Origin of the sequence: Allobosea lathyri (assembly GCF_900108245.1) — a bacterium.
In the GTDB taxonomy this organism is placed as follows: Bacteria; Pseudomonadota; Alphaproteobacteria; order Rhizobiales; family Beijerinckiaceae; genus Allobosea; species Allobosea lathyri.
Window position 1 is genome coordinate 79,200 of the sequence record NZ_FNUY01000006.1, and the last position, 24,719, is coordinate 103,918.

The 24,719-nt window shown below is 64.1% G+C and carries 28 protein-coding genes, 2 tRNA genes and 1 pseudogene; 19 read left to right on the forward strand and 12 right to left on the reverse strand.

Annotated elements, in window-relative coordinates; all coding sequences use genetic code 11:
- Positions 1-27 precede the first annotated feature (27 nt).
- The 5 genes from cobS to C4S73_RS15255 are packed head-to-tail and all read left to right on the forward strand — an operon-like array spanning position 28 to position 4,700.
- Positions 28-1,011: a cobaltochelatase subunit CobS gene (gene cobS / locus C4S73_RS15235; protein ID WP_103873606.1), complete on the forward strand. Its 984-nt coding sequence runs from the start codon at positions 28-30 to the stop codon at positions 1,009-1,011.
- Between the two features lie 14 nt (positions 1,012-1,025).
- A complete protein-coding gene (locus C4S73_RS15240) occupies positions 1,026-1,376 on the forward strand; it encodes a GFA family protein (protein ID WP_103873378.1) in 351 nt (116 codons plus the stop codon).
- Between the two features lie 8 nt (positions 1,377-1,384).
- A complete protein-coding gene (locus C4S73_RS15245; RefSeq protein ID WP_103873379.1) occupies positions 1,385-1,801 on the forward strand; it encodes a GNAT family N-acetyltransferase in 417 nt (138 codons plus the stop codon).
- Positions 1,798-3,696 carry a cobaltochelatase subunit CobT gene (gene cobT, locus C4S73_RS15250; protein WP_103873380.1) on the forward strand — a complete coding sequence of 633 codons (1,899 nt, stop codon included), beginning with the start codon at positions 1,798-1,800 and terminating at the stop codon, positions 3,694-3,696. The genes C4S73_RS15245 and cobT overlap by 4 nt, the downstream gene beginning before the upstream one ends.
- Positions 3,693-4,700, forward strand: coding sequence for an esterase-like activity of phytase family protein (locus tag C4S73_RS15255; protein ID WP_103873381.1), 1,008 nt, complete (start codon positions 3,693-3,695; stop codon positions 4,698-4,700). The genes cobT and C4S73_RS15255 overlap by 4 nt, the downstream gene beginning before the upstream one ends.
- Positions 4,701-4,924: 224 nt before the next feature.
- Here C4S73_RS15255 and rpmB read toward each other — a convergent pair whose 3' ends face one another.
- On the reverse strand, positions 4,925-5,212 hold the full coding sequence (gene rpmB / locus C4S73_RS15260) for a 50S ribosomal protein L28 (RefSeq protein ID WP_103873382.1): 288 nt from the start codon (positions 5,210-5,212) through the stop codon (positions 4,925-4,927).
- Between the two features lie 288 nt (positions 5,213-5,500).
- Here rpmB and C4S73_RS15265 point away from each other — a divergent pair, with 288 nt between their 5' ends.
- A complete protein-coding gene (locus C4S73_RS15265) occupies positions 5,501-6,331 on the forward strand; it encodes a DUF3108 domain-containing protein (RefSeq protein ID WP_244595616.1) in 831 nt (276 codons plus the stop codon).
- 217 nt (positions 6,332-6,548) lie between these two features.
- Here the strand turns inward: C4S73_RS15265 and C4S73_RS15270 are convergent, their stop codons facing one another.
- Together C4S73_RS15270 and C4S73_RS15275 are read right to left on the reverse strand one after the other, a co-directional pair.
- Positions 6,549-6,881 (reverse strand): NIPSNAP family protein, encoded by a 333-nt coding sequence (locus C4S73_RS15270; RefSeq protein ID WP_103873384.1) that lies wholly within the window; start codon positions 6,879-6,881, stop codon positions 6,549-6,551.
- Positions 6,882-6,883: 2 nt separating this feature from the next.
- The gene (locus tag C4S73_RS15275; RefSeq protein ID WP_103873607.1) at positions 6,884-8,068 is read right to left on the reverse strand and encodes a pyridoxal phosphate-dependent aminotransferase; all 1,185 of its coding nucleotides are present in this window, start codon (positions 8,066-8,068) and stop codon (positions 6,884-6,886) included.
- A 382-nt stretch (positions 8,069-8,450) separates the two neighbouring features.
- Between C4S73_RS15275 and C4S73_RS15280 the strand changes: the two genes are divergently transcribed.
- The 7 genes and pseudogenes from C4S73_RS15280 to denD all read left to right on the forward strand — a co-directional run bounded on the left by C4S73_RS15280 (position 8,451) and on the right by denD (position 14,655).
- Entirely contained in the window at positions 8,451-10,259 is a 1,809-nt protein-coding gene (locus tag C4S73_RS15280; protein ID WP_103873385.1) for an IlvD/Edd family dehydratase, read from the forward strand.
- Between the two features lie 255 nt (positions 10,260-10,514).
- Entirely contained in the window at positions 10,515-11,354 is an 840-nt protein-coding gene (locus tag C4S73_RS15285; protein ID WP_103873386.1) for an isocitrate lyase/PEP mutase family protein, read from the forward strand.
- Positions 11,351-11,677 carry a hypothetical protein gene (locus C4S73_RS15290; RefSeq protein ID WP_103873387.1) on the forward strand — a complete coding sequence of 109 codons (327 nt, stop codon included), beginning with the start codon at positions 11,351-11,353 and terminating at the stop codon, positions 11,675-11,677. The genes C4S73_RS15285 and C4S73_RS15290 overlap by 4 nt, the downstream gene beginning before the upstream one ends.
- Positions 11,674-12,327 (forward strand): annotated as a pseudogene (locus tag C4S73_RS29055) (GNAT family N-acetyltransferase); the annotation flags it as partial. The gene C4S73_RS15290 and the pseudogene C4S73_RS29055, both read left to right, overlap by 4 nt.
- 153 nt (positions 12,328-12,480) lie before the next feature.
- Complete coding sequence (locus tag C4S73_RS29060; RefSeq protein WP_425290352.1) at positions 12,481-12,798, forward strand: GNAT family N-acetyltransferase; 318 nt, start codon at positions 12,481-12,483, stop codon at positions 12,796-12,798.
- Between the two features lie 98 nt (positions 12,799-12,896).
- Positions 12,897-13,643: an SDR family oxidoreductase gene (locus tag C4S73_RS15300; RefSeq protein ID WP_103873388.1), complete on the forward strand. Its 747-nt coding sequence runs from the start codon at positions 12,897-12,899 to the stop codon at positions 13,641-13,643.
- Positions 13,644-13,671: 28 nt separating this feature from the next.
- On the forward strand, positions 13,672-14,655 hold the full coding sequence (gene denD / locus C4S73_RS15305) for a D-erythronate dehydrogenase (protein ID WP_103873608.1): 984 nt from the start codon (positions 13,672-13,674) through the stop codon (positions 14,653-14,655).
- Positions 14,656-14,778: 123 nt separating this feature from the next.
- Here the strand turns inward: denD and C4S73_RS15310 are convergent, their stop codons facing one another.
- The 3 genes from C4S73_RS15310 to C4S73_RS15320 all read right to left on the reverse strand — a co-directional run bounded on the left by C4S73_RS15310 (position 14,779) and on the right by C4S73_RS15320 (position 16,647).
- Positions 14,779-15,435 carry a GNAT family N-acetyltransferase gene (locus tag C4S73_RS15310; RefSeq protein ID WP_103873389.1) on the reverse strand — a complete coding sequence of 219 codons (657 nt, stop codon included), beginning with the start codon at positions 15,433-15,435 and terminating at the stop codon, positions 14,779-14,781.
- Positions 15,436-15,590: 155 nt separating this feature from the next.
- A complete protein-coding gene (rpmA, locus tag C4S73_RS15315) occupies positions 15,591-15,857 on the reverse strand; it encodes a 50S ribosomal protein L27 (RefSeq protein ID WP_103873390.1) in 267 nt (88 codons plus the stop codon).
- Positions 15,858-15,957: 100 nt separating this feature from the next.
- Positions 15,958-16,647, reverse strand: coding sequence for a 50S ribosomal protein L21 (locus C4S73_RS15320; protein ID WP_103873391.1), 690 nt, complete (start codon positions 16,645-16,647; stop codon positions 15,958-15,960).
- Positions 16,648-16,958: 311 nt separating this feature from the next.
- Here C4S73_RS15320 and C4S73_RS15325 point away from each other — a divergent pair.
- A tRNA-Ser gene (locus C4S73_RS15325) sits at positions 16,959-17,048 on the forward strand.
- Between the two features lie 137 nt (positions 17,049-17,185).
- On the opposite strand, the gene C4S73_RS28925 is transcribed toward C4S73_RS15325, so the two are convergent.
- Positions 17,186-17,311 (reverse strand): hypothetical protein, encoded by a 126-nt coding sequence (locus tag C4S73_RS28925; protein ID WP_280177603.1) that lies wholly within the window; start codon positions 17,309-17,311, stop codon positions 17,186-17,188.
- 588 nt (positions 17,312-17,899) lie between these two features.
- Between C4S73_RS28925 and C4S73_RS15330 the strand changes: the two genes are divergently transcribed.
- Together C4S73_RS15330 and C4S73_RS15335 are read left to right on the forward strand one after the other, a co-directional pair.
- Entirely contained in the window at positions 17,900-18,487 is a 588-nt protein-coding gene (locus C4S73_RS15330) for a hypothetical protein (protein WP_103873392.1), read from the forward strand.
- Between the two features lie 203 nt (positions 18,488-18,690).
- Entirely contained in the window at positions 18,691-18,921 is a 231-nt protein-coding gene (locus C4S73_RS15335; protein WP_103873393.1) for a hypothetical protein, read from the forward strand.
- A 53-nt stretch (positions 18,922-18,974) separates the two neighbouring features.
- On the opposite strand, the gene C4S73_RS15340 is transcribed toward C4S73_RS15335, so the two are convergent.
- A complete protein-coding gene (locus tag C4S73_RS15340) occupies positions 18,975-19,361 on the reverse strand; it encodes a hypothetical protein (RefSeq protein ID WP_103873394.1) in 387 nt (128 codons plus the stop codon).
- Positions 19,362-19,602: 241 nt separating this feature from the next.
- On the opposite strand from C4S73_RS15340, the gene C4S73_RS15345 reads away from it, so the two are divergent.
- Together C4S73_RS15345 and C4S73_RS15350 are read left to right on the forward strand one after the other, a co-directional pair.
- Positions 19,603-19,815, forward strand: coding sequence for a hypothetical protein (locus tag C4S73_RS15345; protein ID WP_103873395.1), 213 nt, complete (start codon positions 19,603-19,605; stop codon positions 19,813-19,815).
- A gap of 199 nt (positions 19,816-20,014) precedes the next feature.
- Entirely contained in the window at positions 20,015-21,517 is a 1,503-nt protein-coding gene (locus C4S73_RS15350; protein WP_103873396.1) for a sensor histidine kinase, read from the forward strand.
- A 256-nt stretch (positions 21,518-21,773) separates the two neighbouring features.
- On the opposite strand, the gene C4S73_RS15355 is transcribed toward C4S73_RS15350, so the two are convergent.
- The 4 genes from C4S73_RS15355 to cpdR form a co-directional block, all read right to left on the reverse strand.
- Complete coding sequence (locus C4S73_RS15355; RefSeq protein WP_160115791.1) at positions 21,774-22,184, reverse strand: DUF882 domain-containing protein; 411 nt, start codon at positions 22,182-22,184, stop codon at positions 21,774-21,776.
- A 303-nt stretch (positions 22,185-22,487) separates the two neighbouring features.
- Positions 22,488-22,667 (reverse strand): hypothetical protein, encoded by a 180-nt coding sequence (locus C4S73_RS15360; RefSeq protein ID WP_103873398.1) that lies wholly within the window; start codon positions 22,665-22,667, stop codon positions 22,488-22,490.
- Between the two features lie 290 nt (positions 22,668-22,957).
- A tRNA-Val gene (locus tag C4S73_RS15365) sits at positions 22,958-23,032 on the reverse strand.
- A gap of 122 nt (positions 23,033-23,154) precedes the next feature.
- Positions 23,155-23,514, reverse strand: a complete 360-nt coding sequence (gene cpdR, locus C4S73_RS15370) for a cell cycle two-component system response regulator CpdR (RefSeq protein WP_054143348.1) — start codon at positions 23,512-23,514, stop codon at positions 23,155-23,157.
- 263 nt (positions 23,515-23,777) lie between these two features.
- On the opposite strand from cpdR, the gene C4S73_RS15375 reads away from it, so the two are divergent.
- Positions 23,778-24,698 (forward strand): N-formylglutamate amidohydrolase, encoded by a 921-nt coding sequence (locus tag C4S73_RS15375; RefSeq protein ID WP_103873399.1) that lies wholly within the window; start codon positions 23,778-23,780, stop codon positions 24,696-24,698.
- Positions 24,699-24,719: the final 21 nt, after the last annotated feature.

The window sequence follows — 24,719 nt, forward strand, 5'->3', positions numbered from 1 at the left end:
TATGTTCCTGCGCCCGGAGACAAGACGATGACAACGACGACTGCGCCCGGCCTGCCCGACATGAAGCTCTCGGTGCGCCAGACTTTCGGAATCGATTCGGATCTCGAAGTACCCGCCTATTCGAAGGCGGAAGCGCATGTGCCCGATTTCGACCCGGATTACCGCTTCGACCGCGATACCACGATCGCGATCCTGGCCGGCTTCGCGCATAACCGACGCGTGATGATCTCGGGCTATCACGGCACCGGCAAGTCGACCCATATCGAGCAGGTCGCGGCCCGCCTGAACTGGCCTTGCGTGCGCGTCAACCTTGACAGCCACGTGTCCCGGCTCGATCTCGTCGGCAAGGACGCGATCGTGCTGAAGGAAGGCAAGCAGATCACCGAGTTCCAGGACGGCATCCTGCCCTGGGCCTTGCAGAACAACATCGCGCTCGTCTTCGACGAGTATGACGCCGGCCGTCCCGACGTGATGTTCGTGATCCAGCGCGTGCTCGAGCAGTCGGGCAAGCTGACGCTGCTCGACCAGAAGCGCGTCATCCGCCCCCACCCCGCCTTCCGCCTGTTCGCGACCGCCAACACGGTCGGCCTCGGCGACACCTCGGGCCTCTATCACGGCACGCAGCAGATCAATCAGGGCCAGATGGACCGCTGGTCGATCGTGACCACGCTGAACTATCTGCCGCATGACAACGAAGTCGCGATCGTGCTGGCGAAGTCCAAGCATTATCAGGCGACGCCGGAGGGCAAGGACATCGTCAACAAGATGGTCCGTGTCGCCGATCTCACCCGCAACGCCTTCATGAACGGCGATCTCTCGACCGTGATGAGCCCGCGTACGGTGATCACCTGGGCCGAGAACGCCGCGATCTTCGGAGATGTCGGCTTCGCCTTCCGGGTGACGTTCCTGAACAAGTGCGACGAGATGGAACGCACGCTGGTGGCCGAGTTCTTCCAGCGCTCCTTCGGCAAGGAACTGCCGGAGAGTGCGGTCAATGTCGTGCTGAGCTGACGGGGTAGACGGCCATGGCGCAATATGAGGGCAGCTGCCATTGCGGGCGCGTCGCCTATTCGGTCGAGGCCAGTCTCGACCAGACGATCACCTGCAATTGCTCGTACTGCCAGCGCCGTGGCTCGATCCTGACTTTCGCGCCGGCAACCGCGTTCACGCTGACGAAAGGCGAGGATGCGCTGACCGAGTACCGCTTCAACTCGCAGAAGATCCAGCATCTGTTCTGCGAGACCTGCGGCGTCGAATCCTTTGCGCGCGGGGCCATGCCCGATGGGACGCCGACGGTGGCGGTCAATGTGCGTTGCCTGGCGGGGGTCGAGCCGACGGAATTGCAGCCGACCCAATATGACGGGCGCTCGCGCTAGGAGTGAATATGGCCGCGATCGTCGTCGAACCGGATCAGGACGAGACGCGCGCCGCGGTTTTGCGCGGCCTGACGGCCCATAACCAGTCGCGGGTCGGCTCGCGCAATACGAAGCCGCTCGCGATCAGCCTGCGCGACGAGCACGGATCGATCGTCGGCGGCCTTGTCGGCGAGATGAAATGGGAATGGCTCTATGTCGATCTGCTCTGGATCGACGAGGCTCACCGCGGCGCGGGTTTTGGCGAGGCGCTGATGGCGCAGGCCGAGCGGGAAGCCCGGGAGCATGGCGTCAAAGGCGTCTTCCTGGGGACGATGAGCATTCAGGCGCCGGAATTCTATCCGCGCCTGGGCTATCGCGAATGCGGCCGGATGGAGAATTATCCGGTGGCGGGTCAAACGCTCCATCATTTCACGAAGGCGCTATGAGCATCTCCAATCGCAAGCCCGGCCAGACCAAGGAAGCGCCAGCGGAGCCGCTGAAGCGCGCCATCTCCGGCGCGATGAAGGCGATCGCCCGCCGGCCCGAGATGGAGATCGTCTTCGCCGCCGACAAACCCTCGCTGGTCGGCGAGCGGGCCCGTCTGCCCGAGCCGCCGCGCAAGCTGACGGCCCAGGACGTCGCGATCCTGCGTGGCCATTCCGATTCGATGGCGCTGCGGCTCGCCTGCCATGACGCGACCGTGCATCGCCGCGCCGCGCCCGAGGGCGATGCGGCGCGCGCCGTGTTCGACGCCGTCGAACAGGCTCGCGTCGAATGCGTCGGTTCGCGGCGGATGACCGGCATGGCCGACAACATCACCGCCATGCTTGATGACCGTTATCATCGCGGCGGACGCTATGAAGAGATCACCGACCGCGCCGATGCGCCGCTGGAGGATGCGCTGGCTTTGATGGTGCGCGAGCGCCTGACAGGATTGAGGCCGCCCAAGGCGGCCGAGAAGCTGGTCGATCTCTGGCGCGACGTAATCGAGACCAAGGCCGGCGGCGATCTCGACCGGCTTTCCAAGGCGGTCGAGGACCAGCGGGCCTTTGCCCGCACCGTGCGCGACATGCTGGCCTCGCTCGACATGGCCGAGCAGACCTCGCAGGGCCAGGACGACGAGCAGGACGAGGACAATCAGGATCAGTCCTCCGAAGACCAGCAGAATCAGGACGGCGAGGCCGAGCAGGAAAGCCAGGGCGAGCGTTCCGAGGTCGAGGTCAGCGACGACGCGACCGAGGAGCTGCAGGAAGGGGCGTCCGAAGCCTCCGATGCGCCCGCCGGCGACTGGGACGAAGAAGACGAGAACTCCGACGCCGAAGAGGCGGGCGAGGCTCCGCGTCCGCGCGACGGCAAGCAGAACGACCGGCCGCAGACCGACTACAAGGCCTATACCCAGAAATTCGACGAGATCGTCACGGCCGAGGAGCTCTGCGACGCCGAGGAGCTGACGCGTCTGCGCGCCTATCTCGACAAGCAGCTCGCCCATCTTCAGGGCGTGGTGGCGCGGCTGGCCAACCGGTTGCAGCGCCGGCTGATGGCGCAGCAGAATCGTTCGTGGCAGTTCGACCTGGAGGAAGGCGCGCTCGATCCCGCGCGCCTGCCGCGCATCATCATCGATCCCTATCAGCCGCTGTCGTTCCGGCAGGAATCGGACACGAATTTCCGCGATACGGTCGTCACCCTGCTGATCGACAATTCGGGCTCGATGCGCGGCCGGCCGATCACGGTCGCGGCGACCTGCGCCGATATCCTGGCGCGCACGCTGGAGCGCTGCGGCGTCAAGGTCGAGCTGCTCGGCTTCACCACGCGGGCCTGGAAGGGCGGGCTTTCGCGCGAGGCATGGCTGCAATCGGGCAAGCCGGCGGCGCCGGGCCGGCTCAATGATCTCAGGCACATCATCTACAAATCGGCCGATGCGCCCTGGCGCCGCGCGCGCAAGAATCTCGGGCTGATGATGCGCGAGGGGCTGCTCAAGGAGAATATCGACGGCGAGGCTCTGGACTGGGCGCATAAGCGCCTGCTCGGGCGCTCGGAGCAGCGCAAGATCCTGATGGTGATCTCCGACGGTGCGCCGGTCGATGATTCGACGCTTTCGGTCAATGCCGGCAATTATCTCGAACGGCATCTGCGCCACATCATCGCCGAGATCGAGACGCGCTCGCCGGTCGAGCTGATCGCCATCGGCATCGGCCATGACGTCACCCGCTATTATCGCCGCGCCGTCACCATCGTCGATGCCGAGGAACTCGGCGGTGTGATGACCGAGAAACTGGCGGAGCTGTTCGAGGAAGATGCCGGGTTCTCGACGAAATCGCGTGGGTCGCGCCGCCTGCAATGAGGCTGACACGACGGCGCCTGCTGGCCGGTCTTGGCGTGGCCACTGCCGGGTTGCCTGCTGGCTCGGCATCGGCCCTCGAACAGACCCGCGTTTCTGTCGCCATCTCGGCGCGTCCGATCAGCATGTTCGAGCCGCGAAGCCCGGAGAAGACCCGATTCGGGCAGCTGGTTTTTCGCAGCGGGCTCGCGCTGAGCGGGAATCACCCGCGCTTCGGCGGCTTTTCGGGCCTCTGGCGTTCGCCTGACGGGCGCGATCTCGTCGCGATCACCGATAATGGGTTCTGGCTGACGGCGAACGTTCAGTCGCGCAATAACCGCCTCACCGGGCTCGACCGGGCCGAACTGGCGCCGATTCTCGGAGCCTCGGGCCGGCCGCTGCATCGTTCGCGCTATTACGATACCGAGAGCCTGGCAATTGGCGATGGCGTCGCCTTCATCGGCGTCGAGCGGACGCATGACATCCTGCGCTTCGACTGGGGCAAGCAGGGTGTCGAGGCCCGCGCGCAGGTGCTCTCTGTGCCGCGCGAGATCAAGCGGCTGCCGAATAATCGCGGGTTGGAGGCGATCGGCGTGATGCCTGTGGGGCATCCGCTGGCCGGCGCGGTCGTCGCGATCGCGGAGCGTTCGAGCGGCGAAGACGAGCCGACGCTTGGCCTCATCCTCGGCGGGCGGCATCCCGGGCTGTTCCGGGTGATCAGGCATGACGGCTACGACATCACCGATCTCGCCTTCCTGCCCGGCGGCGACATGCTGCTGTTAGAGCGCTGGTATCGCCCCTTGCGCGGCGTCGGCATGCGTATCCGCCGCATTGCCGGGAGCAGCCTGAAGCCCGGCGCGTTGCTCGACGGCCCCTATCTGATCGAAGCCGATCTTGGACAGGAGATCGACAATATGGAGGGGATGAGCGTCCATATCGAGCAGGGCAAGACAGTCGTGACCCTGATCTCGGACGACAATTTCTCGTTCCTGCAGCGCACTCTGATGCTGGAATTCGAGTTGGCGTAGACTGGCTCTCCCTTCTCCCCTCGCGGGCGAAGGTGGCGCGCAGCGCCGGATGAGGTGGCGCCGTGAGGTTTCCGACGATGCCGGCGGGCAAAAGGGCAGTTCGGTGCGCCCCCTCATTCGTCAGCGCTTCGCGCTGCCACCTTCTCCCGCGAGGGGAGAAGGGAAAGGCAAACGAAAAAAGCGGCCTCGCGGCCGCTTCATTCAATCCGATGGAAGCAGACCGCTCAGACGGCGGCGAGCTTCTTCTCGATGTCGCGCTTCAGCGTCAGGGCGCCGGTCGACAGATCGGCGGCGGCAGCCTTGATCAGGAAGGCGTCGAGGCCGCCACGATGATCGACGGTCCGCAGCGCGTTGGCCGAGATGCGCAGGCGCACCGAGCGGCCGAGCGAGTCGGACTGCAGCGTGACGTTGACGAGGTTCGGCCGGAAGACGGTCTTCGTCTTGCGGTTCGAGTGGCTCACGAGGTGGCCGGTCTGGGTGGCTTTCCCGGTCAGTTCGCAGCGGCGGGCCATGGTATCGTTCCTTAATCCAACCGGCTTACTCAAACAAAAATGCCGACACGCGACGTGCCGGACACGAGCACCGGAAGTCAAATTGAAGTCGCGTTTCCATAGCCAAGGCCGGGGAGCCCGTCAAGGAAAAGTCATGGAGCGCGCATGAGGTCATCGTTAAATGTCTGCGCACGGCATCGTGCGGGGAGAAACGAGCATTCGTGCTCGCCAAATCGCGCGAAAGAGGCCACGATTCAGACCGATTCGCAGTGCATGTCGCCACTCAGTCGCGCAGCCCGGAGGAAGCGGATGAAGCCCGCCATCGCACTGTCCCTGGCAGGTCTGGTTCTTGCGGCCTCCGTTACGGCGGGGGCAAGCCTGCCAGTCGCTGCAGCCTCGCTCGACGCCCGCTATGAAATCTCGCTGCTTGGCCTGACTTTGGGCACCGCCAGCCTCAGCGGCGGCATCGATAGCGGCGCCTACAAGGTCGATATCGTCGCCAAGCTGACGGGGCTCGTCGGCGGCTTCACCGGCGGGCGCGGCTCCGGCGCCGCATCGGGGAGCTTCAATGGCGGGAAGCTCGCGCCGACAACTTTCGCAGTCAGCTCCGCCAGTTCCAGCGAAAGCCGCACCGTGCGCATGGCGCTCGACGAAGGCAATGTCGCAGCCGTCGAGATCGTGCCTCCGATCGATTTCAAGCCCGACCGGGTGGCGCTGACCGAGACCCACAGGCGCAATATCGTCGATCCGCTCAGTGCCTTTCTGATGCCGGTCGATGGCAAGGGTGGCAGCGCTGCCGCCTGCAACCGGACCCTCCCGATTTTCGACGGCGCCGCGCGCTACGACATCAAGCTGACCAGCGCCGGTACGCGCGAGGTCAAGCTCGATGGATATAGCGGCCCGGTCGCCGTGTGCCAGGTGCGCTATGTGCCGATCGCCGGCCACAGGGCCTTGCGGCCGAGCACCAAGTTCATGGCCGAGAATCGCGAGATCAGCACCTGGCTGGCGCCGGTGGCGGGCACCAATGTGATGGTGCCCGTGCGCATCTCGGTGAAGACCATGATCGGGACGGCCGTGATCGAGGCCTCGAGCTTCAAGGTCGACCCGGGCGTGACCGCGAGCGCGATCAAGCGGAACTGAAGCTAGAGTTTGATAATTTCACTCGGAAACACGCCGTCATCCCGGGCGACCGCAGGTCGACCCGGGATCCATCGTAGAGCTCTGCTCCCTATGATGGATTCCGGATCTGCGCAGCTAAAGCCGCTTGTCCGGGATGACGGCGCGGTTCCAGGTCAAATCATCACTACGACCTACGTCCGGTGCGCCCGTGAGATCCCGCCGGGCCTGATGACGACCGTCAGGGTGCGCGCTTTATTCCCTGATCATCGTCGAAGACGGGACGGAAGAAGGACCGTTCATAGCTGATGATGAAGCGGTCTTTCTCGTTCATGGCGATCGCGGCCTGGCATTCGGCATCGTCGAAGGATCGCTTGCGGTAGTCCTCATAGGCCGCAAGCGAGGGGAAGCTGAACATCGCCAGCGCCACGTTGGATGTGCCTTCCGACGGCATGAAATAGCCGTGATGCTTGCCGCCGAATTTCTCGACCAGCCGTATCCAGAGCCTGCCATAGGCCTCGAAGCCGGCGAGCTTGTGAGGGTCGATGATGTAGCGCAGATGGCAGGTGATCATCGTCAAGCCGCTTTCGTTTGCGTGAGGAAGGTGCCCATCCGCTCCAGCGCCCGCTCGATGTTCTCCAGGGAGTTGGCATAGGAGAGACGGATATAGCCCTCGCCGTTCACACCGAAATCCGGCCCGCCGATCGTCGCGACGCCGGCATCCTCGAGCAGCGCCGAAGCCAGCTTCTTCGCTTTCCAGCCGGTCTTGGACACGTTCGGGAAGGCGTAGAAGGCGCCCTTCGGCACGATGCATGAGATGCCGGGCAGATCGTTCAGGCCGGCGACGACCGCCTTGCGACGACGGTCGAACTCCGCGAGCATCATTGCCACCGCATCCTGCGGGCCGGTCAGCGCGGCCAGTCCCGCCCATTGCGCGGGCGCGTTGACGCAGGAATGCGAGTTGACCGCGAGCTTGCGGGCGTTGTCGTAGAGCGGCTTTGGCCAGACCGAGAAGCCCATGCGCCAGCCGGTCATGGCATAGGTCTTCGACCAGCCATTGAGCAGGATCAGCCGGTCGCGGATCTCGGGATAGCTGAGAAGGCAGACATGCTTCTCGCCATCATAGAGCATCTGATCGTAAATCTCGTCGGACATGATCGCGACATCGGGGAAGGCGGCGAGGCCTGCGACGAGCTTGTCGACCTCGGCCTTGGGCGTGACGCCGCCGGTCGGGTTCGCGGGCGAGTTGATGATCAGGAGCCGCGTCCTGGGCGTGATCAGGGCCAGGGTCTCTTCGGCCGAGAAGGCGAAGCCGTTCTCCTCGCGGATCGGCACCGGGATCGGCGTCGCGCCGGTATACTCGATCATCGAGCGATAAATCGGGAAACCGGGATCGGGATAGAGGATCTCGGCGCCGGGCTCGCCGAACATCAGGATCGCCATGAACATGGTGACCTTGCCGCCTGGCACGATCATCACGCTTTCGGGGGAGACCTCGACCTGGAAGCGCTTGTGCAGATCGGCCGCCACGGCCTCGCGCAAGGGGAGGATGCCATTGGCCGGCGTGTAGCCGTGATGGCCGTCGCGCAGCGCCTTGACCGCCGCCTCGACGATATGGTCCGGCGTCGGAAAATCCGGCTGGCCGATGCCGAGATTGATGATGTCCTTGCCCTGGCGCTGCAGTTCGGTGGCGCGTGCCAGCACGGCGAAGGCGTTTTCCTCGCCGATGCGGGCGAAGGAGGGGACGACATGGAGCGTCATCGCTGCGTTTCCCTGGGCGTGGTCGTTGCGGTCGAGGCCCGCTCGTGCCGGGCTCTTGCCCTGTCTTGGCTCGAAAACGCGCCGCCATGCAAGCCCGCGCGCGGCGTCGCGGGGCAATTGCGTGAAGGTCGCGCGCGTTCCCTCCCCACCGCAAGCGGGGGAGGGAGTGGCGAGGGTCACGCGTCAAGAACCCTCAAGCGATCGCTCTGCCGCGCCAGCCAAGGCGGGGCCGCGTAGCTGGCCTGCATAAATAGTATGACTATCTCGCGTTTGCGGGCTTGCCCCGGCAGGGGGGATCGGCATGATGGCGTGATTACAATCGTTTGAAGATACGACCGGCAAGCGGCCGAAAGCGCCGTGCCCTGCGAGAGGAAACACGAGGATGGCCAAAAAGCCGGTTCGCAAGATCAAGCCCGAGCAGCTTCGCTCCAAGGCCTGGTTCGACAATCCAGCCAATGCCGACATGACGGCGCTTTATATCGAGCGCACCATGAATTTCGGCCTGTCGCGTGACGAGTTGCAGTCGGGCCGGCCGATCATCGGCATCGCCCAGACCGGCTCCGACATCGCCCCCTGCAATCGCCACCATATCGAGCTTGCCCATCGCGTCCGCGACGGCATCCGCGAGCGCGGCGGCGTGCCCTTCGAGTTTCCGATCCACCCGATCCAGGAGACCTGCAAGCGCCCGACCGCGAGCCTCGACCGCAACCTGCAATATCTCTCGCTCGTCGAAATCCTCTACGGCTACCCGCTTGATGGCGTCGTGCTGACGACGGGTTGCGACAAGACTACGCCTGCCCAGCTGATGGCGGCGGCCACCGTCGACATTCCGGCGATTGCGCTGCCGGGCGGCCCGATGCTGAACGGCAATTTCCGTGGCGAGCGCACGGGCTCCGGCACGATCGTCTGGAAGGCGCGCCAGATGATGGCGGCCGGCGAGATCGATTATAAGGGCTTCGTCGATCTGGTCGCGTCCTCGGCTCCATCAGCCGGCCATTGCAATACGATGGGCACGGCGACGACGATGAACTCGATCGCCGAGGCGCTCGGCATGACGCTGCCGGGAGCGGCCGCGATCCCCGCGCCTTATCGCGACCGTTACGAGATGGCCTATCTCACTGGCCTTCGCATCGTCGACATGGTCTGGGAGAACCTGATTCCGTCGAAGATCATGACGCGCGAAGCTTTCGAGAACGCGATCGTCGTGAATTCCGCCATCGGCGGCTCGACCAATGCGCCGATCTCGGTCAACGCGATCGCCAAGCATATCGGCGTTCCCCTCGACAACGAGGACTGGACGGCTGTTGGTTACGATATCCCGCTGCTGGTGAACCTGCAGCCCGCCGGCGAATATCTCGGCGAGGATTACTATCGTGCCGGCGGCGTTCCCGCCGTGGTCGCCGAACTCGTCGCCAAGGGCAAGATCAAGCCTGCCATCACCGCCAACGGCAAGACGCTGGCCGAGAACTGCGAGGGCTTCTTCGCGGAGGACCGTCGCGTCATCAAGGCCTATGACGAGCCGATGAAGGCCCAGTCGGGCTTCCTCAACCTGCGCGGCAACCTGTTCGATTCCGCGATCATGAAGACCAGCGTGATCACGCCGGAATTCCGCAAGCGCTATCTGGAGAACCCGAAGGACCTGAACGCCTTCGAGGGCAAGGCGATCGTCTTCGACGGCCCGGAGGATTATCACCACCGCATCGACGATCCGTCGCTGGCGATCGACGAGCACTCGATCCTGTTCATCCGCGGCGTCGGCCCGGTCGGGTATCCCGGCGCGGCCGAGGTCGTGAACATGCGGCCGCCGGATTACCTGATCAAGAAGGGCGTCACCGCGCTTGCCTGCATCGGCGACGGCCGCCAGTCCGGCACTTCGGGCTCGCCCTCGATCCTGAACGCCTCGCCGGAAGCCGCGACCGGCGGCGGGCTCGCTTTGCTCGTGACCGGCGACAAGGTCCGCATCGACCTGAACAAGCGCTCGGCCGACATCCTGATCTCGGACAAGGAGCTTGAAGAGCGCCGCGCCGCGCTGAAGGCCGCCGGCGGCTACAAGTATCCGAAGAGCCAGACGCCATGGCAGGAGATCCAGCGCAAGATCGTTGGCGAACTCTCCGAGGGCATGGTGCTGAAGCCGGCGGTCAAGTACCAGAAAATCCACAAGAAGTTCGGCATTCCCCGCGACAACCACTGAGGCCATCCAAGGCCGCTTCTTCAGCCGTCATGGTCGCCCTTGTGGCGACCATCCACGTCTTCGGTGGTCGAGACCTGTGTTCAAGACGTGGATGCTCGGGACAAGCCCGAGCATGACGCCGGGCCCGTGCGGCTCGGTGCCATTCGCGCGGTGCATTGGGGGCGGCCACAGGATGTGCGCAAGCGGGGCTGACAAAAGCGGGCCGCGCAGACACTATGCCGCCTCGATGTCCCCCTGGATCTGAAACGATTTAAGATGAGCTACTCACCTCAGGTCGAGAGTTTTCGCAGGCTGCATGAGTCCGGCTGCTTCGTCATGCCGAACCCATGGGATTTCGGCTCGGCGCGCTGGCTGCGCGGGCAGGGCTTTCCGGCGCTGGCGAGCACGAGCGCGGGCTTCGCCTTCACGCAGGGGCGTGCCGATCAGGACGTGCCGCGCGACATGATGCTCGCGCATCTCGCCGATCTCGTGAAGGCGGTGCCGGACCTGCCGATCAACGCCGATTTCGAGAACGGCTATGCCGATACGGCTGACGGTGTCGCGGCCAATGTGAAGCTTTGCATCGCGACGGGCGTGGCTGGTCTCTCGATCGAGGATGCGACGGGGCGCGAAGACGAGCCGCTCTATCCCTTCGAGCTCGCGGTTGAGCGTATCCGTGCCGCGCGCCGCGCCGTTGACGAAACCGGTTCGGGCGTGCTGCTGACGGCCCGCGCAGAGTGCTTCCTGACCGGCCATCCCGATGCGCTGAACGAATCGGCCAAGCGGATCGCAGCCTATGCGGAAGCCGGAGCCGACGTGCTCTATGCCCCCGGCCCCAAGACGCCCGAGCAGATCGCGACGATCATGGCGGCCGCGGGCGGCAAACCCGTCAACCAGCTGATCTATGGCGATTTCGGGTTGAGCGTGTCCGATATCGCCGGACTCGGCGCCCGTCGCATCTCGATTGGCGGGGCATTGGCGCGTGCAGCCTGGGCCGCCTTCATCGAAGCGACGCGGCTGATCAAGGAGGAGGGCAGCTTCAAGGGCTTTGCCGGAAACGGTCCGTCTTCTCCGCTCAATCCCTTCTTCCGCGACGATCTCAAGGCCCGTTCGTGAGCGGCTCGCTCCTCATCGCGCCAGCATGGCTCGGCAGGAGCGGGCTCTGGCTGCTCGACGCCAAAGGCAGGCGCAAGGCGGTCGATGCCGAGGATATCGGCCTCTCGGACGACCTCGCCGACAGGCTCGAGGCCTGGATGGATGCGTTCGACGCCATCTATGAGGAAGACAACGAAGCCCGCTCGCGTTTTCCCGATGCGGTGGAACAGCTCGCCTGGGAGGCGGAGGGGGCTGCGATCGCCGAGGCGGTTGCAGGCGAACTCGGCGCGGACTGGACAGTGTCGACCGATCTCGCCGGCTGGCGTGAGATGAGCAAGCCATGACGCTCGGTCCGCACTGGAAGGCGCCGCCCTTTCCTCCGGCCAAGGTGCTCGATGGCCGCTATTGCCGGGTCGAGCCGATCGACCCGGCCCGGCATCTCGATGACATCTGGGCGGCCAACCAGGGCCACGACCAGATCTGGGAGTGGATGCCGGCCCAGCCGCCCAAGGATCGCGCAGGCTATCGCGATCTGCTCGCGATGATGGCTGGCAAGCCGGGCATCGTGCCTTTCGCGGTGATCGACAAGGCCGACGGCAAGGCGAAGGGCCATCTCTGGCTGATGGAGATCAGGCCGGAGCATGGCGTCTTCGAGGTCGGCTACATCACCTATTCGCCGAGCCTGCAGAAGACGAGGGTTGCGACCGAGGCGATCTATCTTTGCGGGGACTATGGCTTCTCGCTCGGCTATCGCCGTTTCGAGTGGAAATGCAACAATCTGAACGGGCCGTCCAAGCGCGCGGCGTTGCGCTTCGGCTTCCAGTATGAGGGGCTTTTCCGCCAGCATATGGTGGTCAAGGGAAAGAACCGCGACACGGCCTGGTTCTCGATCCTCGACAGCGAATGGCCGGTGCGCGCTCAAGGCTTCAAGCGCTGGCTTGCGCCGGAGAACTTCGACGCGGCAGGCCAGCAGAAGCTTTCGCTGACGGCCTTCAACCAGCCTGCCGGGCAAGCCGGCGGCAATGCGCTGCGCCGCGCCTCGCTGGCGGATATTCCGGCCATCCTGGCGCTGAAGAACGCCGCTTACACGCCCAATGAGAGCATTATCGGCGTGCCCTCATTGCCGCGCATTGCCGATTACACCCAGGTGGTCGCCGAGCATGAAGCCTGGCTGGTCGAGGGCGATGCGGGGCTGGAAGCCGCGCTCGTGCTCGATATCGAGCCGGAGGATTTCACGATCTGGAGCGTGGCCGTAGCGCCCGAGGCAGCCGGGCGGAAGCTCGGCTCGACACTGATCACCTTCGCGGAAGAACGGGCCCGCGCGCTCGGCTACAAGTCCGTGCATCTCTACACCCATGCCAAGCTGACCCAGCGCATCGGCTGGTATGAGCGGTTGGGCTTTGTGGTGACGCATCACGAAGATCTGGCCGACCGGCGGCTGACGCATATGCGCAAGATCTTTTGAAATCGAGACCTTGTGACATCGAGACCTTGCGACACCAAGACAATCTGACAAGCAGACTGAAGAAGCAAGCAGACTGAAGAAGAAGGACGAGAGCGATCATGGCGGGACGTTTGAAGGGCAAGGTGGCGGTCGTGACCGCGGCGGGGCAGGGCATCGGCCGTGCGATCGCGGAAGCGTTCGTCGCCGAAGGCGCGACCGTCTATGCGACCGACAAGGATGTCGCTCTGCTCGAGGGCATTCCCAAGGCGAAGAAGCGCAAGCTCGACGTGCTCTCGACCAAGGCGGTCGAAGCCTTCGCCGAGAAGGTCGGCACGATCGACATTCTCGTCAACGCGGCCGGCTTCGTGCATCACGGCACGATTCTCGAATGCGACGACAAGGACTGGGAGTTCTCCTTCGACCTCAACGTCAAGTCGATGCACCGCACGATCAAGGCCTTCGTTCCCGGCATGCTCGCGGCCGGCAAGGGTTCGATCGTCAACATCGCCTCCGGCGCGGGCTCGGTGCGCGGCATCCCAAACCGCTATGTCTACGGCGCGACCAAGGCGGCGGTGATCGGCCTGACCAAGGCGGTCGCGGCCGACTACATCAAGAAGGGCATCCGCTCGAACGCGATCTGCCCCGGCACGATCCAGTCGCCCTCGCTCGATCATCGCATCAAGGATCTGGCCGCGCTGACCAAGACGAGCGAAGCTGCCGCCCGCCAGGCCTTCATCGATCGCCAGCCGATGGGCCGGCTCGGCACGGCCGAGGAGATCGCCTGGCTCGCGGTCTATCTCGGCTCCGACGAGGCGAGCTATACGACGGGCCAGATTCATCTTGCCGATGGCGGCTTCGCGCTCTGACGCGAGGTTTCAGTTGAAGGACAAGACGATGCACATTCTCGTTCTCGGCGGCGCCGGCATGGTCGGCCGCAAATTCATCGAAAGACTAGCCAGGGATGGCGAGTTGGGCGGCAAGACCGTCAGCAAGGTCACAGCGCAGGACGTCGTTGCCGCGCATGCACCGGCCGCGACGCCCTTCATCTTCGACGCCGTGGTGTCGGACATGTCGATCGAGGGCGAGGCCGAGGTCCTGATCGCCTCGCGCCCGGATCTCATCGTGCATCTCGCCGCGATCGTCTCCGGCGAGGCGGAGGCCGATTTCGACAAGGGCTACCGGATCAATCTCGACGGCACGCGTCATCTCTTCGAAGCGATCCGCAAGGTCGGTGGCGGGTACAAGCCACGCGTCGTCTTCACGTCCTCTATCGCGGTCTTCGGCGCGCCCTTCCACGACAAGATCGAGGATGAGTTCTTCACCACGCCGCTGACGAGCTATGGCACGCAGAAGGCGATCGGCGAATTGCTGCTGGCCGATTACAGCCGTCGTGGCTTCTTCGATGGGGTCGGCATCCGTCTGCCAACCGTCTGCGTGCGTCCGGGCACGCCGAACAAGGCGGCGTCGGGCTTCTTCTCCAACATCATCCGCGAGCCGCTGAACGGCATCGATGCGGTGCTGCCCGTCTCCGACCAGGTGCGCCATTGGCACGCCTCGCCGCGCTCGGCCGTGGGCTTTCTCGTCCATGCGGCGACGATGGACACGGGCGCGATCGGCCCGCGCCGCACGCTCACCATGCCCGGCTATTCCTGCACTGTCGCCGAGCAGATCGAAGCCCTGCGCAAGGTTGCCGGCGAGGGCGTCGTCGCCCGCATCAAGCGCGTGCCCGATCCGGTGATCGACGGAATCGTCGCAGGCTGGCCGCGCAATTTCAATCCGCAGCGCGCGCTTCAGCTTGGCTTCAAGGCAGAATCGAGCTTCGAGGAGATCATCCGCGTCCATATCGAGGACGAGCTTCACGGCACCTTCGTGAAGTAGGTTGATGCCTCTGCCGTCATGGTCGGGCTTGTCCCGGCCATCCACGTCTTCCCCGGCCGAGGGCTCTGTTCAAGACGTGGATGCTCGCCACAAGGGCGAGCATGACGATTCGGACAGCAGCCTTCAGGCCGGGCAGGGCTCGCCTGACGTGTCTTCGGCAACCGTGGCGCCCGCCAGCTCCGGCGCATGCGCCCAGCCGCTGGTGCCCCAGCTCTTCAGGGCCGACCAGGTCGAACGATCGAGCCGGAACTGCTCGCAGGGGAAGAGCCCGCCGCGCGCCGGCAGCGACTTGAGGAACGAGCCCTCAGGCCGGAAGCCCGACTTCTCCAGCACCCGGCGCGAGGCCGGGTTGATGACCCGCGTATCGGCATCGACAGCGGGCACATCGACGAGGGAGAACAGCGTGTCGATCAGAGCCTGTACGGCTTCGGTCGCATAGCCCTTGCCCCAATGCGGGGTGCCGAGCCAGTAGCCGATGAAGGGCACGCCGGTCGCCTGCTTGTGCGCCCCGATCATGCCGATCAGTTCATTGGGCCTGGAGCGCGGGGTGATCGCCAGCACGAGATGCTCGCCCAGCGCATTGCCCTTGCGCATGGCGAAGACGAAGGGCTCGACCGCATCGGTTGGATAAGGATGCGGAATCGAGGCCGTCATCTCGGCCACGGCTTTTTCGCCGGCGAGGCGCAGAATGGCGGACGTGTCCGCCATGCGGGGCCAACGCAGCCAGAGACGGCGGGTCTCGAGCCGGAAGACGTCGTCGCGGGTCAATTCGGGGAACATTGAGTCTCTCCGTCGGCGCAAACGAAAAAGGGAGCTGGGACTTGGTCCCATCTCCCCTTTTCCTTGACCTTCGGGAAACCCTTGGAGGGTCTTTACCCCTTGATCCGATCCGGTTCGATGGAACCGGCGGATCGAGGAAATTCCCTATCCGCCGCTTATTCTGCGGCCTGTTGGGCCGGGACTACCGTTACGAAAGCTCGGCCGAGTTTCGTAATGAATCGGACGCGGCCGTCAGTGAGCGCAAACAAGGTATGATCCTTGCCCATGCCGACGTTCACGCCCGCGTGCCATTTCGTTCCGCGCTGGCGGATGATGATGTTGCCGGTGATGACGGCCTGGTCGCCGAAGCGCTTGACGCCGAGGCGCCTGCCTGCGGAGTCACGACCGTTGCGGGATGAACCGCCTGCCTTTTTGTGAGCCATAACGCCCTACCTCAAAAACTCTGTGGTCTCTGTAACCCGAATCGGCGGCAAAAGCCACCGGCCTCGGAGATGAAACTCAAGCGATGCCTGACAGGAGGTGTCAGTAATCCTCGCCCGAAGCCAGTTCAGCCTGATCCGCCTTCGCCCGCGGGGGCTTGCCGGCCAGAAGTTCCTTGGCCTGCTCGACCCACTCTTCGCGGGTGGCGCGGCCACGGAGCTTCAGCTCTTCATCCCATTTGGCGACGTCGGCTTCGGACCAGGCGGCGATATCGTTCCACGAGGTGATGCCGGCGGCACGGAGCTTCTTCTCGATGGTCGGGCCGACGCCCGAGATCAGCGAGAGGTTCGAGGCGTCGAGAGCCTCGGCCTTGGCTTCGCTCTTGGCCTCGCTCTTGGCAGCCTTGCCCTTCACGGTGCCCGAAGCAGCCTTCACGGCCACAGCGGAAGCATCGCCCTTCTTCATCTCCGGCTTCTTGCCGCCGGTGAGAATGTCGGTGATGCGCACGATCGTGAGCTCGGCACGGAAGCCGCGCTTGCGCTTCGAGTTCTGGCGGCGACGCTTCTTGAAGGCAATGACCTTCTCGCCGCGGGCCTGCTTGACGATCTCACCGGCGACGGTGATTTCGGCGAGCTCCTTGGCGCCGAGGGTCGACTTGTCGCCATCGGTCAGCATCAGGACGGTGCCAAAGGCAACGGTATCGCCAGGCTCGCCTTCGAGCTTGGCAATGGTGATTTCATCGTTCGCGGCGACGCGGAATTGCTTGCCGCCGGTCTTGATGACTGCGAACATCGTTGTTCTCCATGTTCAGCCCCGTCCTGTCGCGAGCCCCATCAAGTGGAGGCGCACGCGGGACGGCTTTTTGGCAGTCGGTTGCGTGGTCGGGTTCACTCTTGGAGGCGCCTGCCGCGTATACCGCGAGAGCTTGGCGCCAAAAGAGATCAGGCGCGGGTTGCCCCACGCCGATGAGGCTCGATAGTCGCAAGGGGCGGCAAGGTCAAGCAGATAGCATGACGCTGTCCCGAAATATGACGATTGCGACACTTGTTTCTGCCCGGCGCGGCGTGTAGTAACCAGCCCGCTTCGACCGATACAGCGACCGCGGACAGGTGGCAGAGTGGTTGAATGCACCGCACTCGAAATGCGGCATACCCGCAAGGGTATCGGGGGTTCAAATCCCTCCCTGTCCGCCATCACCTTCTGCCAAGTGGTCGAAATCGCTCGCGTGATCGCAGCGTTTTTGTCCGTTTCCCAACTTCTTTCCCAACTTGTGTCGAGCAAGGTGATGGAATCCGCGGGAGCAGGCGTGATCGGGACGAAGGCGCTCGCTCTATGTTGAGCGGCCATGCAGGCCCGCTGGCTTCACGCTGCCAATGAAGGCGATCGCGTAGCGGCGCTCTGCGAACAGCTTGCCAGGCAGATCGGTCTGCCGTGCGAAGCCGAGCGGAACGATCATGCCACGTTCCTCACGGCCAATCGCAGGCCGGACACGCACGAGCTTACGGCCGCCTGAGTCCGGGCCATGTGGAGCGGGTGGAACGGTGCTGCCCCGCCGCCAGACCGAGGGGCACTCGGTCGTCGCCTGCTTCACCCGCGTTGTGCTGCATGCTGGCCTCAAGCCGCGCGTCGGGCCAACGCTCTTCCGAGGTAGCCCCGCTGACGTCGGCAAGGCAAACGGTTCGCGCATGCTTCTACCGCGTGCATCTGCAGGTCGAGCCCGGACGGGCGTCCGGCCGTTGAGCTGGCGTCATCTTCAGGCCGAACTCCGTTCGGTGACGAGCTCGATCGCCTTGCCTGCGTGGCGCGTGCCGCGTCCCAGGGGAATGCCGAATCGTGGAGGGGGACCAGCGCGGCAGATATCGGGAATCGGCGTTTCGCGCGGCATTTCGTCGATCGGCACCACCGCCTGATGATGGCATGTCGTGCACCATATCTCGGCAAGGCGCCGGCCCGAATGCGGCCAGGCGATCCATTTATCGAACCGGGCGCCGGCGCATCTCCAAGCCGGATTCCCCTTTTCAGCCGGATGTTCTAATCACGTCCGATGGAGAACGCCTCGCCGCATGAACTCTTCCCCCATGTCCGCATCGTCATGGGCATGATCATCGGTCTCGGCATCGCCCGGATGCTCACCGGCATCGCCGGCTTCATCCAGCATCCCGGCCGTCATCGCGTCTCGCTGCTCCACATGCTCTGGGTCGGCTCGATCCTGCTCGAACTCGTCCTCTTCTGGTGGTGGGAATTCGGGCTGTCCCGGCTCCCCAGCTGGAGCTTTGCTGTCTATCTCTTCCTGATCAGCTATTCGATCGTGCTCTATCTGCTGTCGGCGCTGCTGTTTCCAGACAACATCTCGGAATATGAAGGCTACGAGGATTTCTTCATCAACCGGCGGCGCTGGTTCTTCGGCCTGATGGCAGCGTCCTTCGTGCTCGACGTATTCGATACGCTGATCAAGGGCATGGAACGCTGGAGCCAGCTCAGCGGCGACTATGTGGTCCAGGTGCCGATTGGTTTGCTTTTGTGCCTCGTCGCCTGTGTTTTCGCGCAACGCTCGGTCCAGCTCTCCGTGGCTGCCCTGCATATCGCCTATCAGGCCTATTGGGTCGGGCGCATCGTCTACACCATGCAGTGATGGCTCGGTTGGGGCGGGAGTTCTCAGCCCTGGCCGCGACGCCCGCTCAGCGAAGCCGCGCTGTTGTCCAGTCTATTTCCAAACGTGCCGCTTCCAAACTTGCCGAGCCGATGGCGCAGCTTCCGCCCGGCTGGCCTGAAGAGTGGAACCGGCCGTGCGTTACGCGGGTTGAGTTGATTTAGCGGTTCTTCGGGAGCGGCATCATGCATCTGACGGCGAAGGACAGGTTGATTGCAGCTCTGGTTGCGCAGCTTCGCGCTGAACGCGACACGCGGGAGGCGCTCGCCTCCGTCATCGCGAACGGACAGCTGGATCCTGCCGTCCTGGTGGCCATTCTGACCGATCCGGTTCCGGCTGTCACACAGGCTGACCTCAATCGAGCGGACGATCTCTCGAGGCAATACCCGAGCTCGGTACACCGGAAGGCGGCGTGACGGCGCACGTCCAACGCCGGTGAAAAACGAGCCCGGCTGAAACGTCGTCGATGCTAATCGCTTTCGATCATATGCGATGCCGAGCCGAGAGCACCAAGATGGTGGTGAGCGTGCGCCGAGTACGCCGGGCCAGTGGCGCAGGGAGCCTCCAGCAAGAGTGCGAGCGCATCGATCGTAGCCAATGCGACCCGTCGCGCTTGTTCGATCGCAACAATGTCGGCGTGGCCATAGAGCAACCGCGCAAAGCCGTCGATTCTCTCGACAGAATCGAATGTTGCCTCGTCCAGCTCTCGCGACGGGACGACGAAGCCGAGGATATTTTCCAGGTGCTTTTCAGCGCTCTCGTGAAGCGCCTTGGCGTTTAACACGCCAGCCCGAAAGACGGCGCTTCGTAGCGTCTCGATCTCCGAGACGATGAACTGATGCACTTCGTCGACCACTCACGCCTCCATGAAGGAACGCAGGACAATCGTCCGACATTACCATGCGGCAGACCGGCCGGGTCGAGCGCGCGATTTTTGGGTTACCCGCGATCTAAGAATTCCCGCACAATTCTCCGGTGGCCGACGAGCGGTCTCCTCCGACAGGCCTGCGCGCAGCTGGATACGAGATCGGGACGTTTCCGTTGGAAGCGTGGTCTGTCGTATAGCTCTCCTCGTTGAACCGAGTCGGGAGATGTCCATGCCGAAGCTCTGTAAGTTTACATCGCCCGCCGATGGCAAGCCCGTTTACGTCAACGCCGCCCAGGTCAATGTCGTCTACACCTACAAAGGCGAGCCGCCCGATACGATCATCGGCTTCGGCAAGGACTTCATGCTCGGCGTGAAGGAGAGCCTGGAGGAAACCGTCAGCATCCTCGACAAGGCGATGGCCAAGGAGACCACTGGCGGCTAGAGCGGGCGCACGAGATCACGGAAGTGGCGCTTGCCGGCGGATGCGTCCCGAGGTTCCGGTTTCCCTGGTTTCCCCGGTTCGCCGGCCGCATGTTCCCTGCGCGGTGCCCGTTTCCGATCGGCCTAGGATCATGGAACGGAACGGCTGGCTGTTCGTTGAGTGCTGACGCGGCGAGTTTGGATCGGGCGGAAAGACGTTGATGGACAGCGGGCGGCCCGAGTTCGAGTTCCTGGCTGGTGGTGGCGAGATGGGCGCGCGGACGCGCGCATTCGACTGGTCGGGAACCTCCATCGGGGCGCCGGAGACCTGGCCTCAAAGCCTGCGCGTCACGGTTCGCGTGATCCTGAATACGCGCCACCCGATGTTCATCTGGTGGGGGCCGGATTTGATCCAGTTCTACAATGACAGCTACGCCGAGACGATGGGGCCGGAGCGGCATCCCAGCGCGCTGGGAGCTCATGGCCGCGATTGCTGGGAGGAGATCTGGCCCGTTATCGGTCCGCAGATCGACTATGTCATGGCCGGGAAGGGCTCGACATGGGACGAAGAGCGCCGGATCGAGATGACCCGCAACGGGCGCAAGCAGGATGTCTGGTGGACCTACAGCTACGGTCCGATCGATGTCGAGGGCGGGGTCGGCGGCGTTCTCGTCGTCTGCAATGACGTGACGGCCCAGGTCCAGGCCAAGGATGCGCTGGCTCATCAGACGCGGTTCCTGGAGCAGCTCTTCGAACAGGCGCCCAGTTTCATGGCTGTGCTGGAAGGGCCCGATCATGTCTTCCGCCTGAGCAACGCCGCCTATCAGCGCCTTGTCGGCACGCGAGAGCTGACCGGCAAGCCGGTCCGCGACGCGCTGCCTGAGATCGAGGGACAAGGCTTTCTCGACCTGCTGGACGAAGTCTATCGGTCGGGCGAACCGCATATCGGCAAGGCGGTTCCGTTGACGCTGCGGATCGATTCCGCGCCGCCTAGAGACGTCTTCGTCGATTTCATCTACCAGCCGATCAGGGATCAAAGCGGGGCGATCGTCGGCATCTTCGTCGAGGGCGTCGATGTCAGCGATCATGTCCAGGCCGAGCGGCACCTGCGGATGATCAATCTCGAGCTGACGCATCGGGTGAAAAACACTCTGGCGATCGTCAGTGCGATTGCGTCGCAGACGCTGCGAGGGCTGGCGAATGAGGGCGGTCTGAAGTCGTTTCAGGAGCGCTTGCGCGTCTTCGGGACGGCCCATGACATCCTCGCAGCCGCCAACAAGGCGACGGTGTCGATCAAGGCCGTGGTCGAGGGAGCCCTGGCCGCTTTCGACATTGGCAAAGGGCGGCTGCGCATCTCCGGTCCCGATCTGATGCTCGGGTCGAAGCAGTCGCTCTCGCTCGCGCTCGCTTTGAACGAGCTGGCGACCAACGCGATCAAATATGGCGCGCTCTCCAACAAGGTCGGTGAGGTCAGGATCGAATGGCGCGAGGAGGATGGCGGCAGCGAGCCGCAGTTCCAGCTGTCCTGGCGCGAGATCAATGGTCCGCCAGTATCAGTGCCGCTCAAGACCGGCTTCGGCTCGCAGCTCGTGCAACGCGGTCTGGCGGCCGATTTCGGCGGCACGGTCGAGCTCAGCTATGATCGCGACGGGGTCGTCTGCCGATTGACCGCGCCGATGGCGCATTTGCGCTTCGCGCAACCCTTCTACGACAAGCTGAACTGAAGCCGCCTGCCGGCGATCATCCGCAGGCGATGCCTTGCTGCTGTCGGAACTGTCCGCAAGCCGCCATTGGCGACCTGCGGATGGCTACTTGTACCAGCGGCCTTTGGTGTGGATCTGTACGTCGCTATTGCGTCATTGCGAGCGCAGCGAAGCAATCCAGAGCGGCAGCGCTCGACGACCCCTGGATTGCTTCGCTGCGCTCGCAATGACGACAGGGAGCCTCAAAGGCCGTTGGTGTTACGGGTTCGCGTGCGCCTCAGCGGCCACGCCGCGAAAGAGAAGCGTATTGGGACCTTACTCGCCTGTGGCCGTACCAGGAGGCTTCACGCTGGCCGACATCGGCATGAACGACCCCGTTGGGATAGGAGCCGACGCCGCCGGTGCTCTCCAGCGCCTTGGCCGCAGCCACAGCCTTACGCGGCGAGGTGGCAAGCGGCCTGAAGTCCACGGCGTTGCCGCCATAGTGCTGGGAGTGGCGGGCATGGCGGCCGCCACAGGTCGATGTGATCTGGATCGGACCGATTTTCGCGACCAGTTCCTTGATCATCGCGAGGGTCGCGGGCTTCAGGCAGCCCAGCCCTTTGACCTGCGGTTGGAAGGAGATTTTTTCCAGGGGAACGTTGGCCCGTGCAACAGCCGGGACACAGGCCGCAACAAGCGCGGCCAAGACAAGATGACGCATTAATTACTCAACAAGACAGGAGAGAATGGGAGGCTCTAGCCACCATCTCTTTGGTCTGGCCGAGCAGTTCAGCGTCCACCTATGTCAGGTAGAAGGCCAAAAGATGGCTGCCGCCTCTGGGCGATACCGAGGCGCATCCAATATCCGCTTTCGCGGCTACGTAGAATGTCTGTTTCAGTATCCCGCGATAGGCTGCGGGACGTGTCTGATCTCACCCGGCGATGTCTGCGTTGGCGACGTTTCGATCCTGATCGGAACGTCCGAACGCGTTGCGACTGTCGCGTTGCTTCAGAACCAGCCGGACCAATCGTCGCGATGGGCGTCCCAGCGCTCGAGCGCGTCGAGCAGGGCCATCAGTTCGGCCTCCTCGCGTGATCCCGGCGCGGCATTGGCGAGTTCGTCGACGCGATGCGTCACGCGCTCATGGTCATCGTCCGTATGGATTCGCACTCTGTGGTCGGCACGCATGGGACACTCCAGGAATGGTGGCCTGATAGCCTGCGTTCGATGTCAGTTTCGCGAAGGCGGGGCGCCTGCCTGCGCGTCGAGGTGCGAAGCAACTCCCAAGCCAACATCCTGCGGGGGCTTCGGCGACGAAAGTCCTGGGCTGCGGGCGGCAGAGGCGAATCGCTTGCGCCGAGGCAGCGCAATCGGGCGCGCGTCCATATTGCTCGGGGTGGTTGGGGTCGGCGTTCCGCAAAGCAAAAAGGCCGCCCTTTCGAGGCGGCCTTTTGTCCCTGTATTTCAAGGGCTTCATATGGTGGGCGCGACAGGGATCGAACCTGTGACCCCTACGATGTCAACGTAGTGCTCTCCCGCTGAGCTACGCGCCCGTCTGCCGTGTATCCGTCGCGGCAACCGGAACAGGTGGCTGCCCTGAGGCGGCTACCGTGTTGCGAGGAGGCGGCTATAGCGGCTCGTGCAGAGCCTTGCAAGACGCTTTCGGAAGAAAGCGTCAGGCGGCCAGCAGCTTCTCCACTTCGCTGACCAATTCGCGCAGATGGAAGGGCTTCGAGAGCACCTTGGCGTCCTTCGGGGTCTGCGAATCCGGATTGAGCGCGACCGCGGCGAAGCCGGTGATGAACATCACCTTGATGTCGGGGTCGAGTTCGGTTGCGCGGCGCGCCAGCTCGATGCCGTCCATCTCCGGCATGACGATGTCGGTCAGCAGGAGCTCGAAGGGCTCTTCGCGCAAACGGTTATAGGCCGAGAGCCCGTTGTCGAAGGAGGCCACGTCGTAGCCCGCGTTCTGCAAGGCCTTGACCAGGAAACGGCGCATGTCGTTGTCGTCTTCGGCGAGAAGTATCTTAGTCATGGGCCTGCTTTTTTCTGTCCCGTAAGGCCTGTCTCAAGGATGAGCCCCGCCGGCAGGCGAAGCTTCGTCCTTCCTAATCCGTCTGGTGCCCGCGCCGTTTCCGGGCCCCGCGTGAGGCAGGGTTATCGGCCCATCCGCGCAGTTGGAACCATGTCCTTCTATAAGGCATCACTATGGTAAACAACGTGTGAATCCCCGGCCGATCGTCTGCATGCGCCGACAACGCTTCAACCGGCCGGCTTTGTGTGCTTCAGTCCTCGCGCATGACTTTCTCATCCACCCCGTTTCCGCCCGGCCTCGAAGATGTGGTCGCCGAGATCGAGCGGCCCTTCAGCCTGTATCAGCCGGCGCTGCAGGTCGTGCCTGTTGTCGTCGACGTGCCCCATGCCGGCCGGCGTTATCCGCGTGCTTTCGTCGAGCGTTCGCGCCTGCCGCTGCGCTCGCTGCGCCGCTCGGAGGATGCTTATGTCGATCGGCTGTTTGCCCGCAGCGTCGCGCTGGGCGCGCCGCTGCTGGTGGCCGAGTTTCCGCGCGCCTTTCTCGATGTGAACCGCGAGCCTTACGAGCTCGATCCGCGCATGTTCGAGGGCAGGCTGCCGCCCTTCGCCAATACGCGCTCGATGCGGGTGGCCGGCGGTCTCGGCACCATTCCGCGAATCGTCGGCGATGCGCATGAGATCTATTTCGGCCGCATCCCGGTCGAGGAGGGGCTGGCCCGGATCGACACGCTCTACCGGCCCTATCATAGCGGGCTGCGCGGGCTGGTTCAGCGCACGCAGGGCGCTTTCGGCACCTGTATTCTGGTCGATGCCCATTCGATGCCATCGGCGGGGCTCGACAGGGATGGCCTCGCCAAGTCCGATATCATCCTGGGGGATCGATTCGGCACCAGTGCCGGCGCCCATGTCATCGATATTGCCGAGCAGGCCTTCACCCGCCTTGGCCTCAGCGTGACCCGCAACCGGCCCTATGCGGGCGGCTTCATCACCGAGCATTACGGCGCGCCGGGGTCAGGCGTGCATGCCCTGCAGATCGAGATTAATCGCGCGCTCTATATGAACGAGACGACGCTCGAGCCGCATCCCGGTTTCGAGGGGCTGGAGCAGGCGATCGCATCGGCGATGGCCGACTGCTTCGCGCGCTGGAGCGGCTGGCTCGACGAATGGCGGGAGGCGGCGGAGTAGGCTGCGCCCGCTGCAAACATT

Coding starts and splice junctions, on each gene's coding strand:
- cobS (WP_103873606.1), top strand. CDS start 28: ATGACAACGACGACTGCGCCCGGCCTGCCCGACATGAAGCTCTCGGTG.
- C4S73_RS15240 (WP_103873378.1), top strand. CDS start 1,026: ATGGCGCAATATGAGGGCAGCTGCCATTGCGGGCGCGTCGCCTATTCG.
- C4S73_RS15245 (WP_103873379.1), top strand. CDS start 1,385: ATGGCCGCGATCGTCGTCGAACCGGATCAGGACGAGACGCGCGCCGCG.
- cobT (WP_103873380.1), top strand. CDS start 1,798: ATGAGCATCTCCAATCGCAAGCCCGGCCAGACCAAGGAAGCGCCAGCG.
- C4S73_RS15255 (WP_103873381.1), top strand. CDS start 3,693: ATGAGGCTGACACGACGGCGCCTGCTGGCCGGTCTTGGCGTGGCCACT.
- rpmB (WP_103873382.1), bottom strand. CDS start 5,212: ATGGCCCGCCGCTGCGAACTGACCGGGAAAGCCACCCAGACCGGCCAC.
- C4S73_RS15265 (WP_244595616.1), top strand. CDS start 5,501: ATGAAGCCCGCCATCGCACTGTCCCTGGCAGGTCTGGTTCTTGCGGCC.
- C4S73_RS15270 (WP_103873384.1), bottom strand. CDS start 6,881: ATGATCACCTGCCATCTGCGCTACATCATCGACCCTCACAAGCTCGCC.
- C4S73_RS15275 (WP_103873607.1), bottom strand. CDS start 8,068: ATGACGCTCCATGTCGTCCCCTCCTTCGCCCGCATCGGCGAGGAAAAC.
- C4S73_RS15280 (WP_103873385.1), top strand. CDS start 8,451: ATGGCCAAAAAGCCGGTTCGCAAGATCAAGCCCGAGCAGCTTCGCTCC.
- C4S73_RS15285 (WP_103873386.1), top strand. CDS start 10,515: ATGAGCTACTCACCTCAGGTCGAGAGTTTTCGCAGGCTGCATGAGTCC.
- C4S73_RS15300 (WP_103873388.1), top strand. CDS start 12,897: ATGGCGGGACGTTTGAAGGGCAAGGTGGCGGTCGTGACCGCGGCGGGG.
- denD (WP_103873608.1), top strand. CDS start 13,672: ATGCACATTCTCGTTCTCGGCGGCGCCGGCATGGTCGGCCGCAAATTC.
- C4S73_RS15310 (WP_103873389.1), bottom strand. CDS start 15,435: ATGTTCCCCGAATTGACCCGCGACGACGTCTTCCGGCTCGAGACCCGC.
- rpmA (WP_103873390.1), bottom strand. CDS start 15,857: ATGGCTCACAAAAAGGCAGGCGGTTCATCCCGCAACGGTCGTGACTCC.
- C4S73_RS15320 (WP_103873391.1), bottom strand. CDS start 16,647: ATGTTCGCAGTCATCAAGACCGGCGGCAAGCAATTCCGCGTCGCCGCG.
- C4S73_RS28925 (WP_280177603.1), bottom strand. CDS start 17,311: ATGATCGTTCCGCTCGGCTTCGCACGGCAGACCGATCTGCCTGGCAAG.
- C4S73_RS15330 (WP_103873392.1), top strand. CDS start 17,900: ATGGAGAACGCCTCGCCGCATGAACTCTTCCCCCATGTCCGCATCGTC.
- C4S73_RS15335 (WP_103873393.1), top strand. CDS start 18,691: ATGCATCTGACGGCGAAGGACAGGTTGATTGCAGCTCTGGTTGCGCAG.
- C4S73_RS15345 (WP_103873395.1), top strand. CDS start 19,603: ATGCCGAAGCTCTGTAAGTTTACATCGCCCGCCGATGGCAAGCCCGTT.
- C4S73_RS15350 (WP_103873396.1), top strand. CDS start 20,015: ATGGACAGCGGGCGGCCCGAGTTCGAGTTCCTGGCTGGTGGTGGCGAG.
- C4S73_RS15360 (WP_103873398.1), bottom strand. CDS start 22,667: ATGCGTGCCGACCACAGAGTGCGAATCCATACGGACGATGACCATGAG.
- cpdR (WP_054143348.1), bottom strand. CDS start 23,514: ATGACTAAGATACTTCTCGCCGAAGACGACAACGACATGCGCCGTTTC.
- C4S73_RS15375 (WP_103873399.1), top strand. CDS start 23,778: ATGACTTTCTCATCCACCCCGTTTCCGCCCGGCCTCGAAGATGTGGTC.